This window comes from Salinibacterium sp. GXW1014 (assembly GCF_044769865.1).
GTDB lineage: Bacteria > Actinomycetota > Actinomycetes > Actinomycetales > Microbacteriaceae > Homoserinimonas.
The window spans coordinates 302,095-318,756 of record NZ_JBIZWA010000002.1 but is presented as its reverse complement, the minus strand read 5'-3'; the positions used below and the strand labels follow the sequence as shown (position 1 = coordinate 318,756).

13 protein-coding genes are annotated in these 16,662 nt (G+C 66.4%); 4 read left to right on the top strand and 9 right to left on the bottom strand.

Annotation, left to right across the window (positions count from 1 at the left end):
- Positions 1–13: 13 nt before the first annotated feature.
- Complete coding sequence (locus tag ACIQK7_RS11295; RefSeq protein WP_403024789.1) at positions 14–2,095, bottom strand: type IIA DNA topoisomerase subunit B; 2,082 nt, start codon at positions 2,093–2,095, stop codon at positions 14–16.
- 237 nt (positions 2,096–2,332) lie between these two features.
- Between ACIQK7_RS11295 and ACIQK7_RS11290 the strand changes: the two genes are divergently transcribed.
- A complete protein-coding gene (locus ACIQK7_RS11290; RefSeq protein ID WP_403024787.1) occupies positions 2,333–2,557 on the top strand; it encodes a hypothetical protein in 225 nt (74 codons plus the stop codon).
- Between the two features lie 9 nt (positions 2,558–2,566).
- On the opposite strand, the gene alr is transcribed toward ACIQK7_RS11290, so the two are convergent.
- From alr to ACIQK7_RS11255, 7 genes are all read right to left on the bottom strand, one after another.
- A complete protein-coding gene (gene alr / locus ACIQK7_RS11285; RefSeq protein WP_403024784.1) occupies positions 2,567–3,637 on the bottom strand; it encodes an alanine racemase in 1,071 nt (356 codons plus the stop codon).
- On the bottom strand, positions 3,634–4,725 hold the full coding sequence (locus tag ACIQK7_RS11280) for an alanine racemase C-terminal domain-containing protein (RefSeq protein WP_403024781.1): 1,092 nt from the start codon (positions 4,723–4,725) through the stop codon (positions 3,634–3,636). The genes alr and ACIQK7_RS11280 overlap by 4 nt, the downstream gene beginning before the upstream one ends.
- A gap of 9 nt (positions 4,726–4,734) precedes the next feature.
- Positions 4,735–5,487 (bottom strand): type 1 glutamine amidotransferase, encoded by a 753-nt coding sequence (locus tag ACIQK7_RS11275; protein ID WP_403024779.1) that lies wholly within the window; start codon positions 5,485–5,487, stop codon positions 4,735–4,737.
- The gene (locus ACIQK7_RS11270) at positions 5,484–6,809 is read right to left on the bottom strand and encodes a MurT ligase domain-containing protein (protein WP_403024776.1); all 1,326 of its coding nucleotides are present in this window, start codon (positions 6,807–6,809) and stop codon (positions 5,484–5,486) included. Before ACIQK7_RS11270 ends, ACIQK7_RS11275 begins: the two co-directional genes overlap by 4 nt.
- Complete coding sequence (locus ACIQK7_RS11265; protein ID WP_403024773.1) at positions 6,802–8,094, bottom strand: RNA polymerase sigma factor; 1,293 nt, start codon at positions 8,092–8,094, stop codon at positions 6,802–6,804. The genes ACIQK7_RS11270 and ACIQK7_RS11265 overlap by 8 nt, the downstream gene beginning before the upstream one ends.
- Positions 8,095–8,263: 169 nt before the next feature.
- Positions 8,264–9,577: a nitrate/nitrite transporter gene (locus tag ACIQK7_RS11260; protein ID WP_403024770.1), complete on the bottom strand. Its 1,314-nt coding sequence runs from the start codon at positions 9,575–9,577 to the stop codon at positions 8,264–8,266.
- A gap of 41 nt (positions 9,578–9,618) precedes the next feature.
- Positions 9,619–10,545 (bottom strand): proteasome assembly chaperone family protein, encoded by a 927-nt coding sequence (locus ACIQK7_RS11255; protein WP_403024767.1) that lies wholly within the window; start codon positions 10,543–10,545, stop codon positions 9,619–9,621.
- A gap of 88 nt (positions 10,546–10,633) precedes the next feature.
- Here ACIQK7_RS11255 and ACIQK7_RS11250 point away from each other — a divergent pair, with 88 nt between their 5' ends.
- The 3 genes from ACIQK7_RS11250 to sucB all read left to right on the top strand — a co-directional run bounded on the left by ACIQK7_RS11250 (position 10,634) and on the right by sucB (position 15,579).
- Positions 10,634–12,127 carry a leucyl aminopeptidase gene (locus ACIQK7_RS11250; RefSeq protein WP_403024764.1) on the top strand — a complete coding sequence of 498 codons (1,494 nt, stop codon included), beginning with the start codon at positions 10,634–10,636 and terminating at the stop codon, positions 12,125–12,127.
- A gap of 92 nt (positions 12,128–12,219) precedes the next feature.
- Entirely contained in the window at positions 12,220–13,593 is a 1,374-nt protein-coding gene (gene lpdA, locus ACIQK7_RS11245) for a dihydrolipoyl dehydrogenase (protein ID WP_403024761.1), read from the top strand.
- 51 nt (positions 13,594–13,644) lie between these two features.
- The gene (sucB, locus tag ACIQK7_RS11240; RefSeq protein WP_403024758.1) at positions 13,645–15,579 is read left to right on the top strand and encodes a 2-oxoglutarate dehydrogenase, E2 component, dihydrolipoamide succinyltransferase; all 1,935 of its coding nucleotides are present in this window, start codon (positions 13,645–13,647) and stop codon (positions 15,577–15,579) included.
- Here sucB and ACIQK7_RS11235 read toward each other — a convergent pair.
- Positions 15,576–16,595 carry a hypothetical protein gene (locus ACIQK7_RS11235; RefSeq protein WP_403025730.1) on the bottom strand — a complete coding sequence of 340 codons (1,020 nt, stop codon included), beginning with the start codon at positions 16,593–16,595 and terminating at the stop codon, positions 15,576–15,578. The two genes, sucB and ACIQK7_RS11235, sit on opposite strands and share 4 nt — an antisense overlap.
- Positions 16,596–16,662 lie beyond the last annotated feature (67 nt).

Below are 16,662 nucleotides of genomic sequence, written 5' to 3'. Positions count from 1 at the left end.
GCAGCGGATGCGATCAGACGTCGATGCGGTCGCGGCTCAGGGCCTGTGATCCCTCGATGATGAATTCCTTGCGCGGGGCGACATCGTTGCCCATGAGCAGCTCGAAGACCTTCTCGGCGCCGGCAGCATCTGCGATGTTGACGCGGCGAAGCGTGCGCTGTGCCCTGTCCATCGTTGTCGTGGCCAGCTGGTCGGCATCCATCTCGCCGAGGCCCTTGTAGCGCTGGATCGGATCTTGGTAGCGCTTGCCTGACTTCTTCAGCTGCTTGAGCACGCCCTGGAGTTCCGCTTCAGAGTAGGTGTAGATCGTCTCGTTCGGCTTGGATCCCGGGTTCATGACGACCACGCGATGCAGGGGCGGCACCGCCGCGTAGATGCGTCCATCGCGGATCATCTCGGGCATGTACCGGAAGAAGAGCGTCAGCAGGAGGGTGCGGATGTGGGCACCGTCGACATCCGCGTCGCTCATGATGATGACCTTGCCGTAGCGGGCGGACGAGAGGTCGAAACTGCGGCCCGAACCCGCCCCGATCACCTGGATGATCGACGCGCATTCCGCGTTCGACAGCATGTCGGACACGGATGCCTTCTGCACGTTCAGTATCTTTCCCCTGATGGGGAGGAGAGCCTGGTACTCGCTGTCGCGGGCCAGCTTCGCGGTGCCGAGGGCGGAGTCACCCTCAACGATGAAGAGCTCGCTGTTGGCCACGTCGTTGCTGCGGCAGTCAACGAGCTTGGAGGGAAGCGTCGAGTTCTCGAGCGCGTTCTTGCGACGCTGGGTTTCCTTGTGCGCTCGTGCGGAGACCCGAGACTTCATCTCGGCGACGATCTTCTCCAGGACGAGGGCGCTCTGCGCCTTGTCGTCGCGCTTGCTGGAGCCGAAGCGCTCCTTCATCTCCTTCGCGATGACACTGGCGACGATCGAACGCACCGCAGGTGTGCCGAGGATCTCCTTCGTCTGGCCCTCGAACTGAGGCTCGGGCAGCCGAACCGTCAACACGGCCGTCAGGCCCGCCAGGATGTCGTCCTTCTCGAGCTTGTCGTTGCCGACCTTCAGCCGGCGCGCATTCTGCTCGACCTGGGCGCGCAGGAACTTCATCATCCCCTGTTCGAAACCGGACTGGTGCGTGCCGCCCTTGGGCGTCGCGATGATGTTCACGAAACTGCGGAAGACCGTGTCGTAGCCGGTGCCCCAGCGCAGCGCGACGTCGACCTCACAGCTGCGCTCGAGTTCCGTCGCCACCATGTGACCCTTGTCGTCGAGCACGGGCACCGTCTCGGTGAATCTGCCGGTGCCGGTCATGCGCCACGTGGAGGTCAGTGCGGTGTCCGGCGCGAGGTAGTCGACGAACTCCGAGATGCCGCCGTCGAAGCGGAACGAGTCGCTGAGTTCCTCGCTGCCGCGCTGGTCTGTGACAGTGAGCGTGAGGCCATCCACGAGAAATGCGGTCTGGCGTGCTCGCGCCATGAGCTCGTCGGTCTGGAATGTCGCGCCGCGCGTGAAGATCTGCGGGTCGGCCCAGTAGCGCACGCGGGTGCCCGTGACACCCTTGGCGACCTTGCCGACGACCCTGAGTTCGCTTCCCTTCTCGAAGGGCGTGAAGGGAGCATCCGGGCGGGGCTTGCCGTCATCCTTGAAGATGCCGGGTTCGCCGCGGTGGAAGGACATCGCCCAGGTCTTGCCTCCGCGATCCACCTCGACGTCGAGCCGCTCCGACAAGGCGTTGACGACGGATGCGCCCACGCCGTGCAGACCGCCGGAGGACGCGTACGAGCCACTGCCGAACTTGCCGCCGGCGTGCAGCTTGGTGAAGACGACCTCCACGCCCGAAAGGCCGGTCTTCGGCTCTGCGTCGACAGGGATTCCTCGGGCACGGTCGCGGACCTCGACGCTGCCGTCGCTGTGCAGCACGATGTCGATCGAGTCCCCGTGGCCAGCCAGGGCCTCGTCGACTGAGTTGTCGATGATCTCCCAGAGGCAATGCATGAGCCCGCGCGAATCCGTCGAACCGATGTACATGCCGGGCCGCTTGCGCACGGCTTCCAAGCCCTCGAGCACCGAGAGATGGCGGGCGGAATAGTCGGAACTCGACAAGAAGTGGACTCCTTCAGCTGGGAAAGCTTGAGCGCACGGAGGCCGGGAAGCGGCTCGGGTTGCGCCGTCGTCAAGCCTATCCAGCGCCAAGCGGGCAGGCCGGCATCGACACCCGCTCCCCGCCTGGCTACGCGGTGAGCGAAATGCGGCAGACGGATGCCCCCGAATCAGCCTTTGCGTGCTTGTATTGACCTACGGCGATCACTTCGTCGTATGTCGAAGACGGAGGAGGAACCCATGTCTCAGATCTCAGCCGAGACGACGGAGCGAGACTCCTACCAGTTGACCGCTGCCGACCGTTGCGACAGCTGCGGGGCCCAGGCCTATATCCGAGTCGCGATCGGTGACAGCGAACTTCTGTTCTGCGCCCACCACGGGCGCCGTCACCAGGAGAAGCTCGAGGCTGTTGCCACAGAGTGGCTCGATGAGTCGAGCCGCCTGCTCGAAGACAGCAGGGCATAGCTCCGCACGTCATTCCCCCGAGGCGCTGCCCACGTAGCGACGTGGCACGCCTCGGGCAATGCGCGTGACGATCTCGTCACCGAGCGTGTCCGTCAGGTCTCCCCATTCCCGCACGGTCTGCTCTCCGCCCGCACCGGTTCCGAAGAGTGTGGCGATGTCACCGGCGCGCACCGTTTCATCCACCGCCACAAGCATGAAGTCGGTTCCGACATGGCGCACCGGGGCGCGGCGTCCTGCGATCGCCACAGAGACCCGGCCTGCCGCCTTCGCGGGGATGCCCTGTGCGTGTCCCAGGGCCAGCACCGCCATGCGCTCGCCACGCTCCGTGAATGTGCTCGTGACCTCCGAGGTCAGCGTCATGACCGGGATGATCCCGATCTGAGACGGGGTGACGCCGTCGAAGGATGGGATGCCCCAGCAGTGCCCGCCCATCCGCACCATGTCGTACCTGATGTCGGAGCGCCGGAGGCCGGCGGAGCTGGCGGCGAGATGGCGCACCTCGAAGGCGACCCCGAGCTCGCCTGCGACCTCGATCGCTCGCTCGAAACGCCGCATGGACTCGGTGTCCTCGTCCTCTGATGCCTCCGCGATGTGCGACCACACGCCGGTGATCCGGATGCGCCCTGCATCGCGAAGCGAGCGCGCGAGGGATACGAGTGCTGGCCAGTCCTGCGGAGCAGCGCCATTGCGGTTCAAGCCGGTATCGATCTTCAGGTGTACGGATGCGGTGGCCGACCCCGCTGCATCCGCTATCGCCCGAAGTTCGTGCTGCTGGGAGACGCCAAGGTCGACCTGAGCGGCGACCGCCGCACAGAAGTCCTGGGAAGGGCCGTACTGCCAGGCCATGACCATGGTGTCGGTGCCGACGCCGGCCTCGCGGACGGCCAGGGCGGAATCCACGTCGAGCACGCCGATGCGCTGGGCGCCCGCCTCGACGGCTGCCCGAGCCATGGGCACGAGGCCGTGGCCGTAGGCGTCTGCCTTCAGCACGACCATGAGCTCGGCGGGCGCGACTACTGAGCGCAGGTGCCTGACGTTCTTGCCGAACGCCGTGAGGTCGACTATTGCCTGGCTCGTCATGTCCACCTCCGCATCACCCGCGCCGTGAGGCCGGCGACGACAGCAGCGCTCGAGACGCCGAGCAACTCGGCATAGTCCTGCGCCGAAGGCGCGCCCCCGGCGGGATCGCCGAAGAACTCGACCACGTCGCCGATGTCAGCGCCTCGAGCACCGACGTCGAGCACAGTCGCATCCATCGCGACCCTGCCCGCGATCGTCAGACGCTGCCCGCGCAGGAGTACCTGGGCTCGGTTTCCGAGCGAACGATCGACACCATCGCCGTAGCCGACCGGCACCAACGCGAGCGTTGTCGGCTGGCTGGTGCGGTAGGTGTAGCCGTAGGAGACGCCAACATCCCGGTCGACATCCTTGAGGGCGATGATCGGCGCTCTGAGACTCAGGGCGGGCCGCACGCTCACGGGCGCGGGCGCGAGGGTCTCGCTGAGGCCGAAGGCCTCGGCTCCGATGCGCACGAGGCCCGCGGAGCCTTCGATGGGTGCGCCGTCCCGCCCCGCGGGAGATACAAGCCCCCGCACCTCGATCCCCTTGGCGGTGAAGAATCCGGCCGCATCATGCAACAGCCTTGCGTCGCTGGCACAGAGAGTGACGCTCCCCTGGGCTGCCGCCGACAGCGCACGAGCGAATGCCTCGAGTTCGGGGCGGGCGGTCGCACCGGCGACGCCTTTGATGCCGAGATCGAGCCAAACGTGTGCTGCGCCACTTTGGACGGCGACACCGACCGCGTGCGGTGACGATGCGGCAGCGGAGAGACCGGATGCCGAAAGCTGGTAACGAGCGGCGGTGGCCGGGAGGTTCCACACGACGATCTCACCGTCGATGCCCTCACCCCGCAGGGCGATGCCATCTGCCACATTCGATACTGCGATCGTTGATGGCTCCACCGAGGTCACCGCGCGGGCGGCATCCACGAGCCCGTGCCCCCAGGCCTCCGAAGAGAGATCGATCAGAACACCGGCACCAAAAGCTTCGCGACGGAGAGCGCGGAGGTTGTCTTCGACGACCTGCTTCGAGACGAACGCGAGCCGCGTGCATCCCTTGGGGAAGACATAGGGCTCCCCCGCAGTGGCATCGCCGAGCGCGTCAGTCACCGGATGCTGTCAGGAGGCGGGGCGATCGACGGCGACGTTCGCGGAGCGCGCGAGGATGCGGCGGCACTCAAGCGCAAGCGAGTCGAGCTTGGCGTGGCCCTCGTTCCGCGAGTAGGAGATGCCCTTTCGTTCGCAGGCGAGCTCGATCAGGTGGTCAGCGAGCACGGGGTTCATCGCGAGCACCGGACCCTGGAGATGCGTGCCGATCACATTCGCAGCCCGCGCGCCCTCGTGCTTCGCGTGGCCGTTCCCACGCCCCGTGACCGCCGTGCCGAACGCTTCCGTCACCGGGCCGGTCAGTGCCATGGTCGAACCGTGGTTCTCGACGCCGATGAGGCGACCGAGTTCTGCGTGATCGATGACGAAGCAGTTCGTGACGACACGGTCGGCCGAAGCATCCGTCTCAATCGCCAGCACGCCGGCGCCTTCGAGCACGGCGCCGCCCGGCATGGTGACGCGCGAGCCGAGCAACTGCATGCCGGCGGTCACCGCGAGCATGGGCACGCCGTCGTCGCGCCAGCCACGGAGGCGGTCGCCGATCGCCTGCGCCGACGCTTCCAGGACACGGAGAGCGGATGCTGGCCCAGTGCCGACCGTGACGATGTCGACATCGTCAGGCAGGTCGTCGCCCGGATTGTGCTTCACGTGGGTGACGTCGATGCCGGCGAGGCGCAAGCGCTCACGCAGCACGATGACATTCCCCATGTCGCCGTTGACCGCCAAATGCTCGGGGAAGAGCTCGAGAATCGTCAGCTGGGTCATGATGCGCCTCGTTCCAGGTCGCTGTGTCCGAGGAGCTTGCGCGCGAGGATCATCTGGTCATAGTCGAGGATGAGCGTTCGCTTGCCGTCGGAGGGCAGCTCCGAGGCGAGCATCGTCTTGAGCGCCTTCTCGAGGTCGGGTTCGACAGTGCCGTAGTCGATGTTGTCGTAGGCGAGGCGAAGGGCCATGAAGGCGGCCTTCGGCCCCGAGACAACGTCGACGTGGGAGAACTTCGAGACATCCGCCGCGTAGAGCCAGGACAGGTCCTTGCTGCCCTCGTCGAGCGCGATCATGACTGATTCGGGAGCGCCGTCGAGGTAGTCGACGTTCATCTGGAAGCTCGCGAGGTTCTTGAGCAGAAGGATCTCAAGCTCTTGGCCGTTGTGCTGCACCGTCTCGCCGCGGCCGTAGACGGGCTTCGCCGACTCGAGGGCCGAGATCGCGGTGTCGAGCGAGAACCGCTCACCGAGCACCTTGCGGGCAAGCGTGATGGCGGCCGCCGCGTCGACCGCGTAGTGCAGTCCTCGCGCCGAGAGCCGCATGCTGCGTGCAACGCCATCGAACGCGATCGTCGCGGTCGCACCGTCGACGGCCTGCACCTCGGCGTAGACCTCGCGCACGGCGTCTGCGGCGATGGACTCGTTCTCGTAGTCCCGCGCGATGACCTGGCCGTGTGGCGCGGACGCCACGGCCTCATCGGTGAGCCCGAAGAAGCCGAGGTCGAGACGACCTTCTTCTTCGAGCCGGCCCGCGAGCGTGCGGAGGAAGTGGTCATCCCGGTTGAGTACGACGACGTCACTCACCTCGGCGACGATGTCCCGGAACATGCCAGCCACCCGCTCGGGCTCGTGGAAGCGGTAGATCTGGTCGATCTGCAGGTTGAGGATCACGGCCGCCGAGGGGGTCAGCGCTTCTGCGATGACCTTGCCGAACGCCTCATCGACCTCGATCACCCCGATGTCAGCCTTGAGGCGACCGGAGAGGCTGACCTGTCCGAGCAGGGACGACGCGATTCCCTGGGGAAGGTTGCCCCCAGAGGGATTCGTGAAGACGGTAAGGCCGTGCGCGCGCATGATCGACGTGAGCATGTGGGTCGTCGTGGACTTGCCGTTCGACCCGAGCACGAAGACGTTGCCGTGAGGGAACTGCCTCGTGATGTCATGCAGGAATCGCGGCGCGAGCTTGAGCGTCACGTATCCGGGGAACGCCGAGCCGCCTCCCCTCAGCCGCGCGAGCAGCCGAACGACCTTGCCTGCCAGGATCGGGATGAAGTACCTGGCGGCAGACGGCCGCGTTCCGAGAGGCTTCGGGGGCCTACTCAAGGTAGTCCCGGAGCGACTGCGACCGGGACGGATGGCGAAGCTTGGCCATGGTCTTCGACTCGATCTGGCGGATGCGTTCGCGAGTCACGCCGAAGGTGTCGCCGATCTGGTCCAGGGTCTTCGGCATGCCGTCCCCCAGCCCGAATCGCATGCGGATGACGCCAGCCTCACGCTCCGAGAGCGAGTCAAGAAGCGATTCGAGCTGCTTCTGCAGCATCGTGAACCCCACGGCGTCCGCCGGAACGACGGCCTCGGTGTCCTCGATGAGGTCACCGAACTCGCTGTCGCCATCCTCGCCGAGCGGCGTGTGGAGCGAGATCGGCTCGCGACCGTACTTCTGCACCTCGACGACCTTCTCGGGCGTCATGTCGAGTTCGCGGCTCAGCTCCTCCGGAGTGGGCTCTCGGCCCAGGTCCTGCAGCATCTGGCGCTGCACTCGCGCAAGCTTGTTGATGACCTCGACCATGTGGACCGGGATACGGATCGTGCGCGCCTGGTCAGCCATGGCGCGCGTGATGGCCTGACGGATCCACCAGGTCGCGTAGGTCGAGAACTTGAAGCCCTTCGTGTAGTCGAACTTCTCAACAGCACGAATAAGGCCCAGGTTTCCTTCCTGGATGAGGTCGAGGAACTGCATGCCTCGTCCCGTGTAGCGCTTGGCCAGCGAGACGACGAGGCGGAGGTTGGCACCGAGCAGGTGACTCTTGGCGCGCTGCCCGTCCTTTGCGACCCACTGCAGCTCGCGCTTCTGAGCGGGTGAAAGCTTGTCGCCCTCGTTTGCGAGCTTGTCCTCGGCGAACAGGCCCGCCTCAATACGCATGGCGAGCTCGACCTCCTCGGCGGCGTTGAGGAGAGCGACCTTACCGATCTGCTTCAGGTAGTCCTTGACAGGGTCAGCCGTCGCACCCGTGATCGTGGCCGAGTAGACGGGAACCTCATCGTCCTCGTCTGCCATCGAGAGCACGATCGCGCCCGTGGGCAGCTTCTCGTCGTTTGCGCTACTGTTTTCGCCCGAAGTCGCGCCGTCCTCATCCACGTCGTCGGCGACCACACCGTCTGCCTCGGGTACCTCGATGGGCTCCTCAGCAGCCTTCTTCTTCGCGCGTGACTTGGCTGGCGCCTTGGGCGCAGCATCCGTCGACTTCTTCGCGGCAGGCTTCTTCTTGGCGGGAGCCTTCTTGGCTGCCGCCGGCGTCTCCGACGGCTGCTGGTCGACCGGGTCGATCACAGTGTCGGACTCGGCGGCCGTGGCCTTCGTAGCCTTGGATGTGGTGCGGGTAGCCATGCGGTTACCTTTCTTTCGGGAGGATCGTGCCTTCCCTTCGGGCAGCACTAAGACCCATGTCAAGTCCGGGAGCCAGCGACATCATCGCAAATGGCAATCGGACCATCGAACGGGTCTCAAACAGCAATTATTGCACGCTTTGCCGGGAGGCCACTCCACGGGGTGCGGCTCAGCCTCGCTTGCGCCGAAGGGCTCTGTAGAGAGCAACCCACAGTGGCCCCACTTCTATTCCCTCGTCGTCCTTCAGGCGTCGCCGCGTGAGGCGACGAGTGTGCAGGATGAAACCCGTCCCGACCGCGAGCACGAGGAACTGCGTGGCGAAGGCGACCCTGAACGACTGCCAACTGTAAAGTCCCTCGCCAGCGTCTCCCGAGACGGCATCGAGCGTCATCCCGATCAGGAACATCATCGTCAGGCTCGCAACGAAACCACCCACGTTGACGATGCCCGTGGCGGAGCCATGGCTTCGCAGCGGGTTGAAGCTCCGAGCGAACTCGAAGCCGATGAGGGAACCGGGCCCCCCAGCTCCGAGCACGATGATGAGCATGCAGACGAGCCAGAAGGGCGGAGGCGAGGTCTGTGCAAGCACGACGAGCCACGCAACGACCGTGCAAGCGACGATCCCCAGCACGAGTGAGGAACGACGGAACGGGTAGCGCGCGGTCAGGATCCCCAGTATCGGTCCTGCGATCACGCCGGACAGCAGCAGCAGGCTGAGGAGTCCCGCGGCGGTTCCGGGCGAGTAGCCGAGCCCGCTCACGAGGAACGGGAACCCCCAGAGGAGGGCGAACATGGAACCGGGCGCCTGCGTCGTGAAGTGCGACCAGAAGCCGAGCTGCGTGCCGGGCCGCCGGAGGGCCTCTCGAGCCTCCCGGAATGCGTGACCCCACGATTCGACCTCGCCGGATGCCGCAGTGCCGGCGGGCGAGTCCCTCACGACGGCGAGCGTCAACAGCAGGGAGCACAGCGCCGCCGCACCCGCCAACCCGAAGGCGGGCGTCCATCCGAAGTCATGGAGCACCCATGCGAAGGGCACCGCGGAGAGCAATTGGCCCAGCTGGCCCACGTTGCCCGTCCACTGGGAGACCTGCGGCAGGATGCGCCCGGCGAACCAGAGCGGTAGTAGCCGGAGTACGGAGATGAAGGTCATGGCGTCGCCCGTGCCCACCAGGATGCGCCCGACGACGGCGAGCCAGAAGTGATCAGCGAATGCGACCGCGAGTTGCCCCGCAAGCATGAAGGCTGCTCCCCCGCTGATGAGCACTCGGGGGCCGACCCTGTCGAGCATCACCCCGACAGGAACCTGCAACCCGGCATAGACGATGAGCTGCACGACCGCGAGCGTCGACAGTACGGAGGCCGTGATCTCATATCGCTCAGTCGCCTCGACGGCAGCGACACCCAAGGAGGAGCGCTGCATCACGGCAACCACATAGGCAAACACCGCGCAACCCCAGATGACCCAGGACCGGCGCGAATTCACTCCACGATCCTAACGAGGCCGCAGCAGGGGCGGCGGCGTGGCTAGCCTGCGGGAAGGTCGTCGTCTCCCTTGCGGCGGGTTGCCAGGAACTTCTCGAGTTCTGCCGCGATCTCATCCGCCGTCGGCAGGGCGCCATCGACATCCGTCAGGGGCGAACGCACGGCGTTGCCCTCCATGTAGGTGTCGTGGCGCTCCTCGAGTGCTCCCACGAGCTTCGCTAGCTCACCGTTCTCCGCGACCTGGAGGTCGATCCGGGAGACGAAGTCGCGGCCGCCCTCGCGCAACCGATCGGTCGGGAAGATCAGGCCGGTCGCCGCCGTGATGCATTCGAGTGCCTTCACTGCGGCATCCGGGAACTCAGTGTCAGAGAGGTAGTGCGGAATCAGAAGCACGAACCCGGCGACCTCGTGCGCCGTCTGCTGGAGCGAGAACTCGAGGAGGTGGAGCGCGTTCGCTGGCACCTGGGTGTGTGGGCGCCAGACCGACATCGCGTCGATCAGCTCCGTGCGGTTGCCGCTCACAGTGACGCCGATAGGACGCGTGTGCGGGACTGGCATGGGGATCGAGTGCACCCAGGTGACCGAGCCGACCTCGAAGCGCTCGATGAGGGACAGCACTGCACGCGTGAAGCGGTCCCACTGGTAGTCGGGCTCGTAGCCGGAGAGCAGAAGGAATGGCCTGCCCAGCTCATCACTCAGGAGTTCCAACGACAGGCGGGCCGGAACATAGTTCGCGAGATGGTCGCGATCAAAGGAGATGAGTGGCCGCCTGGCCCTGTAGTCGAGCAGCTCGTCGTTGTCGAAGACGGCCACGGACTCACTGCCAAGGTCCTCGCGCACCGCCTCGGTGAACTGGGACACGGCGGATCCTGCATCGGCGAAGCCCGTCAGGGCAGCGACGAGCGGCACGCCCGGCGGGACTGCCCCGAAGGCGTCCCCAGCGCTGTAGAGCCCATCGACCTCTCGCATGCTCCAATCGTATCCACGGGTACTCGGCGGGCACGCCCGCAGGCCACCGACCCAGCACGCCGAGAGCGAACACGAATAGGCTTGCGGAATGCCAACACCGAGCCTCGCCATCGCCACCACTCCGCCAGAAGCAATCGCCGCCGACGTCCTCGTCGTCGGCGTCAGCAGCCGGGGAGACGAGGCGCCCCGCGTCCACAGCAACATCGCCGCCATCACCGCGCTAAGCGATCGTCTCTCTGCCCTGGGCGTCACGGGGGCACGCGACGAGCTCGTGCGAATTGCGGTGCCGGATGTCGCGGCGCGCGCCGTTGCGCTCGTCGGACTTGGAAAGGGCGAGCCGACAGAGGAAGCGCTCCGCGCGGCGGCGGGAAGTGCGACCCGCCAGCTCGTGGGAACAACCACCGTGGCCATCGCGCTCCCCCACAGCGCCGAGACGGAGCTCTCTGCAGTGCTCGAAGGCGCCGCCATCGGCGCGTACGCCTATACGGAGTCACGCGGTAAGTCGAAGGCCTCGACCAAGGTTCCCGCGTCTGAGGTTCTCGTCGCAGCCGAATCCGACTCCCCCGAGCTCGTCGAGCGGGCCGATGCGATAGCCGAGGCGATGACGGTCGTAAGAGATCTCGTCAATCTTCCCCCCGCCGTCCTGTACCCCGAAAGCTTCGCCGAGCGCGCCCGCGAGCTCTTCGCCGGTCGCACAGGAGTCGAGGTCACGGTGTTCGACGAGGCGCAGCTGGAGGAGGGCGGCTTCGGTGGCCTCCTCGGCGTCGGTCGCGGCTCCGAGCGCGGTCCCCGGCTCGTGCGTATCGATTACGTGCCCGCCGACGCGAGCAAGCACCTCGCCCTCGTGGGCAAGGGCATCACCTTCGACAGCGGCGGCCTGTCCCTGAAGCCAGCAGCCTCCATGGTCGGCATGAAGTACGACATGGCCGGTGCAGCCACCGCACTCGGTGTGGTGCTCGCGGCATCCCGGCTCGCGCTCCCCGTGCGTCTCACCGCATGGCTGTGCCTCGCGGAGAACATGCCCTCCGGCGAGGCCATGCGCCCCAACGATGTCATCACCGTGCGTGGAGGCACCACGATCGAGGTACTCAACACCGATGCCGAGGGACGCCTGGTCCTCGCCGACGGACTCGTTGCGGCGGGCGAGGAACAGCCCGACGCGATCATCGATATCGCGACGTTGACGGGCGCCGCCATCGTCGCACTGGGCACGCGCTACGCGGGCGTCATGGGTGACCGCGAGCTCGTCGACCAGCTTTGCGACGCCGCCGATCGGGTCGGCGAGAAGTTCTGGCCCATGCCGTTCGCAGAGGAACTCCGCGCTTCGCTCAATTCTGATGTCGCGGATATCGCCAATGCCAAGATCGGCAGCACGGCCGGCGGGATGCTCCTGGCAGCCACCTTCCTGAAGGAATTCGCGACGCCGCGCCCCGGCGGCGAGTCAACGATCCCGTGGGCCCACATCGACATCGCTGGCCCGGCCCACAACCAAGGTTCCGGCTACGGATTCACGGGCAAGGGCCCGACCGGTGTCGCCCTGCGGGCGCTGCTCGAACTGACGGACGAGTTCGGCCGGTCGTAGTAGGCTGGCAGAACGATTGATCTGCCGCTGGATGCGTGTCTCGGCTCCGGGATGCGGTCTTGCACAAAGCCTCATCCACAAGGAGTTGACGGGTGTCTGAAGAGACGTATGACGTAGTGATCCTCGGCGGCGGAAGCGGCGGCTACGCCGCAGCCCTCCGATCCGTGCAATTGGGATTTTCGGTGGTCCTCATCGAGAAGAACAAGCTGGGCGGCACCTGTCTCCACGTCGGATGCATCCCGACCAAGGCGCTCCTGCACTCGGCCGAGGTCGCAGACGTTGCCCGTGAATCTGCCAAGTACGGTGTCACGGCCTCCCTCGACGGGATCGACATCGCTGGTGTGACGGCGTACCGCCAGGAGGTCGTCTCGAGCAAGTTCAAGGGGCTCACGGGACTCATCAAGATGCGGGGCATCACGGTGGTCGAGGGTGAGGGTCGACTCGTCGCACCGAACACCGTCGAGGTCGCGGGAACCCGCTACACCGGCAAGAACGTCATCCTCGCGACCGGTTCGTACTCGCGCACACTCCCGGGCCTCGAGATCGGCGGACGAGTCATTACCTCTGAGCAGGCGCTCGAGCTCGACTTCGTGCCGAAGAAGGTTGCCGTGCTCGGTGGCGGTGTCATCGGTGTCGAGTTCTCAAGTGTCTGGAAGTCGTGGGGCGCCGACGTCACGATCATCGAGGCGCTCCCCCACCTCGTGCCCAACGAGGACGAGGCAATCAGCAAGCAGTTCGAGCGCGCGTTCCGCAAGCGCGGTATCAACTTCAAGCTGGGCGTTCGATTCCAGAGCGTCACCCAGAACGACGACGGCGTCGTCCTGACGCTTGAGAACGGCGAGACGGTCGAGGCCGAGTTGCTGCTCGTGGCGGTCGGTCGCGGCCCCGTGACCGAGGGCCTCGGATTCGACGAGGTCGGCGTCGAGATGGACCGTGGCTTCGTGCTCACGAACGAGCGCCTCGCCACGAACGTGCCCGGCGTCTACGCGGTTGGCGACATCGTCCCCGGCCTCCAGCTCGCCCACAGGGGCTTCCAGCAGGGCATCTTCGTCGCTGAGGAGATCGCCGGTCTGAACCCGGTCGTGGTGAGCGATGCCAACATCCCGAAGGTCACGTACTCCGACCCCGAGGTCGCCTCTGTCGGCCTATCGGAGGCGAAGGCCAAGGAGGTGCACGGTGCCGAGAACGTCACGAGCTACGACTACAACCTCGCCGGTAACGGCAAGAGCCACATCATCGGCACCTCGGGCCTCATCAAGGTGGTCCGCGTCAACGACGGCCCCGTGGTCGGCGTGCACATGATCGGTGGCCGTGTGGGAGAACTCATCGGCGAAGCACAGCTCGCCGTCAACTGGGACGCGTACCCCGAAGACATCGCGCCCCTGCTGCACGCGCATCCGACGCAGAACGAGGCGCTCGGCGAAGCCTTCCTCGCGCTTGCTGGCAAGCCGCTTCACGGCGTCTGACGCCCCCGGAACTATGCTGAATCAAGAGAATTCACCGAAGGAGCACCCCTGATGAGCCAATCCGTCAACCTCCCGGCGCTCGGCGAGAGCGTCACTGAGGGCACGGTAACGCGCTGGCTGAAGAACGTCGGAGACCGTGTGGAGGTCGACGAACCTCTGCTCGAAGTATCCACCGACAAGGTCGACACGGAGATCCCGTCCCCCATTGCCGGTGTGATCGAGGAGATCCTCGTCGCCGAGGATGAGACCGTCGAGGTCGGTGCGCCGCTCGTGCGCATCGGGGACGGCTCGTCCGACGGCGCAGAGCCGGCGGCGCCCGCAGAGTCCGCCCCGGCCGCCGAGGAAGCCGCGCCGGCTGAGGCAGCGGCCCCGAGCGAGGAAAGCGCCCAGGAGTCGCAGCAGCAGGCCGAACCGCAGCAGGAAGAGGCTCCGCAGGCTGAAGCCCAGCAGGAGGAGGCCCCGCAGGCAGAGGTACAGTCCGCGCCCGCAGCATCCGGCGGTCAGGCAGTCACGCTCCCCTCGCTCGGAGAAAGCGTCACCGAGGGCACCGTCACTCGCATCCTCAAGCAGGTGGGCGACTCCGTCGAGGTCGACGAGCCGCTCCTGGAGATCTCGACCGACAAGGTCGACACCGAGATCCCCTCGCCCATCGCGGGCATCGTCCAGGAGATCCTGGTTGCTGAGGACCAGACCATCGAGATCGGTGCGGAACTCCTGCGCATCGGTTCCGGCGCCGACGCTGGCGCAGCCGAGCAGCCCGCGCCAGCGCAGGAGCAGCCGCAGCAGGACGAGCAGCCGCAGCAGGACGAGCAGGCAGCCCCGCAGCAGGACGAGCAGGCAGCCCCGCAGCAGGAGTACCTGCCCTCCGAGCCGCCCGCAGCCGTGCCGTCCCCCGCGCAGGAGGAGCCTGCGAAGGCATCCGAGTCGCAGGCGGCCGAGGCCGACGCGCCTGACGGTGGCGCCCCCACCGAGTCCGTTCCGTCTGCGTCGGTGACGCACCAGCCGGCAGAGGAGCAGGGTGATGCCTCCGCGCCGGCCGCAGTGCCGGCAGCTAGCGCGTCCTCGGGCGGCAGCTCCGGCTACGTGACCCCGATCGTGCGCAAGCTCGCTGCGGAGAAGGGCGTCGACCTTTCGACGGTCTCCGGTACCGGGGTCGGCGGTCGCATCCGCAAGGAAGACGTGCTTGAAGCCGCAAAGTCGAGCAGCTCGGCGAGCGAGAAGCCCGCTGAAGCACCTGCTTCGACGCCTGCGCCGAAGCTCGAGACCTCGCCGCTCCGTGGAACAACAGTTCCCATGACGCGCCTCCGCAAGGTCGTCGCCGAGCGTGCTGTCATCTCGATGCAGTCTTCTGCGCAGCTGACGACCGTCGTCGAGGTCGACGTCACGAAGGTGGCCGCACTCCGTTCGCGGGTCAAGGACGCGTTCCTCGAGAAGACGGGCACCAAGCTCTCCTTCCTTCCCTTCTTCGCCCTTGCTGCGTCGGAGGCGCTCCAGGCCTACCCGATCATCAACGCGACGATCGATGGCGAGAACATCGTCTACCCGCCGCAGGAGAACCTGAGCATCGCGGTCGACACCGAGCGCGGGCTGCTCACTCCTGTGATCAGGGATGCAGGCTCGCTCGACATCGCCGGACTGGCGAAGGAGATCGCCGATCTGGCCGAGCGCACTCGCGAGAACAAGCTCAAGCCAGACGAGCTTGCTGGCGGCACGTTCACGCTCACGAACACGGGTTCGCGCGGCGCACTGTTCGACACGCCTGTGGTGTTCCTGCCGCAGTCGGCCATCCTCGGCACGGGCATCGTCACGAAGCGGCCCGTGGTTGTGCAGAGCGAAGGGGTCGAGGCTATCTCCATCCGTTCGATGGTCTACCTGGCACTCTCGTACGACCACCGGATCATCGATGGCGCGGATGCGTCGCGCTTCCTGGTCGCTGTCAAGTCGCGTCTCGAAGAGGGCAACTTCGAAGGATCGCTGGGTATCTAGCCCGGAAGCACGTCCCGGATCCTCCAACCGGCCTCGGTCCTGATGATCAGGACCGAGGCCGGTGCTCTTTCCGCGGTCGCGTCCGGGGTGCCGTCGGTCCCGACAGGCAGGGCCGGTCCGTCAACGCTGAGCAACACGACACCGCCCATGATGTCGATGACCGCGACCTCGTCGTGTTCTCGCAGGACCGGAACGTGCGTCCCGCCATCGGCACGTTCGCTGAGCCTGGCGGTGTCGGCCATCCAGGCGGCGGAATCCCGTTGGAGCACGTCGTCGAGGCACTCGGCAGATGCCGCGCTCAGACAGGCGTCACGCAGCGCGAGCAGGCGCCTGGCCGCGAGTACTGGGTCGTCCCCAGTCAGCGCCTCCTCGTCGGGGACCGTGACATTCATGGTGTCGCTCGACTCAGGCTCGCCATCCACGTCCATGCGGGACTCCGGCTCAGGAACGTCGTCACGATGCGACTCCACTGCCGGAGCCTCGGTCTCCCCCGGCCCCACAGCTTGCGTGCTGCCGGTGTCCATAGCGGTCGCAACAATGAGGACCACACCGATCATTACGAGACCAAGCAGGCCGAGAATCCTGAAACGGGGACGCACCACGGGGTAGGCCTCGCGCAATCGACGCAGCACCGAGCGGATCTTGCGGGTCGCCGGCTTCAGCGCCCGTGCCCATGCCGGCGTCGCCCGCTCCAGGGTGGGTTCCTCCGGTTCGCGTCGCGACCGCGACTGTCGTGTGTCGCGGCTGCTGTCGAGCATGGGTTCAAGTCCAAGCCACGGGATGGACAGTGGCGCCGGCGGGCCCGTCTCGAATGCCTTCTCCGACAGCTCTTCCTGAAAATTGGGGGCCATCCATGGATCCGTGCGCAACCATGCGCTGAGTCCTCCGACCTCTTCCGGGTGGGCGGCCCGCGCAAGGAGGTCGCTGGCAAGCAGCCAGAGGGCGTGACGGTCGTCGATGAACTCCCGTCCGTCCTTCAACACCGATCTCGACGGCGGATGCGCCGAATCGGTCATGCGCGCTCCACCGAGCAGGACTGGGGCGCCGGCGTCAGAGAACAGCACCTTTGAGGCACGGAGCGAG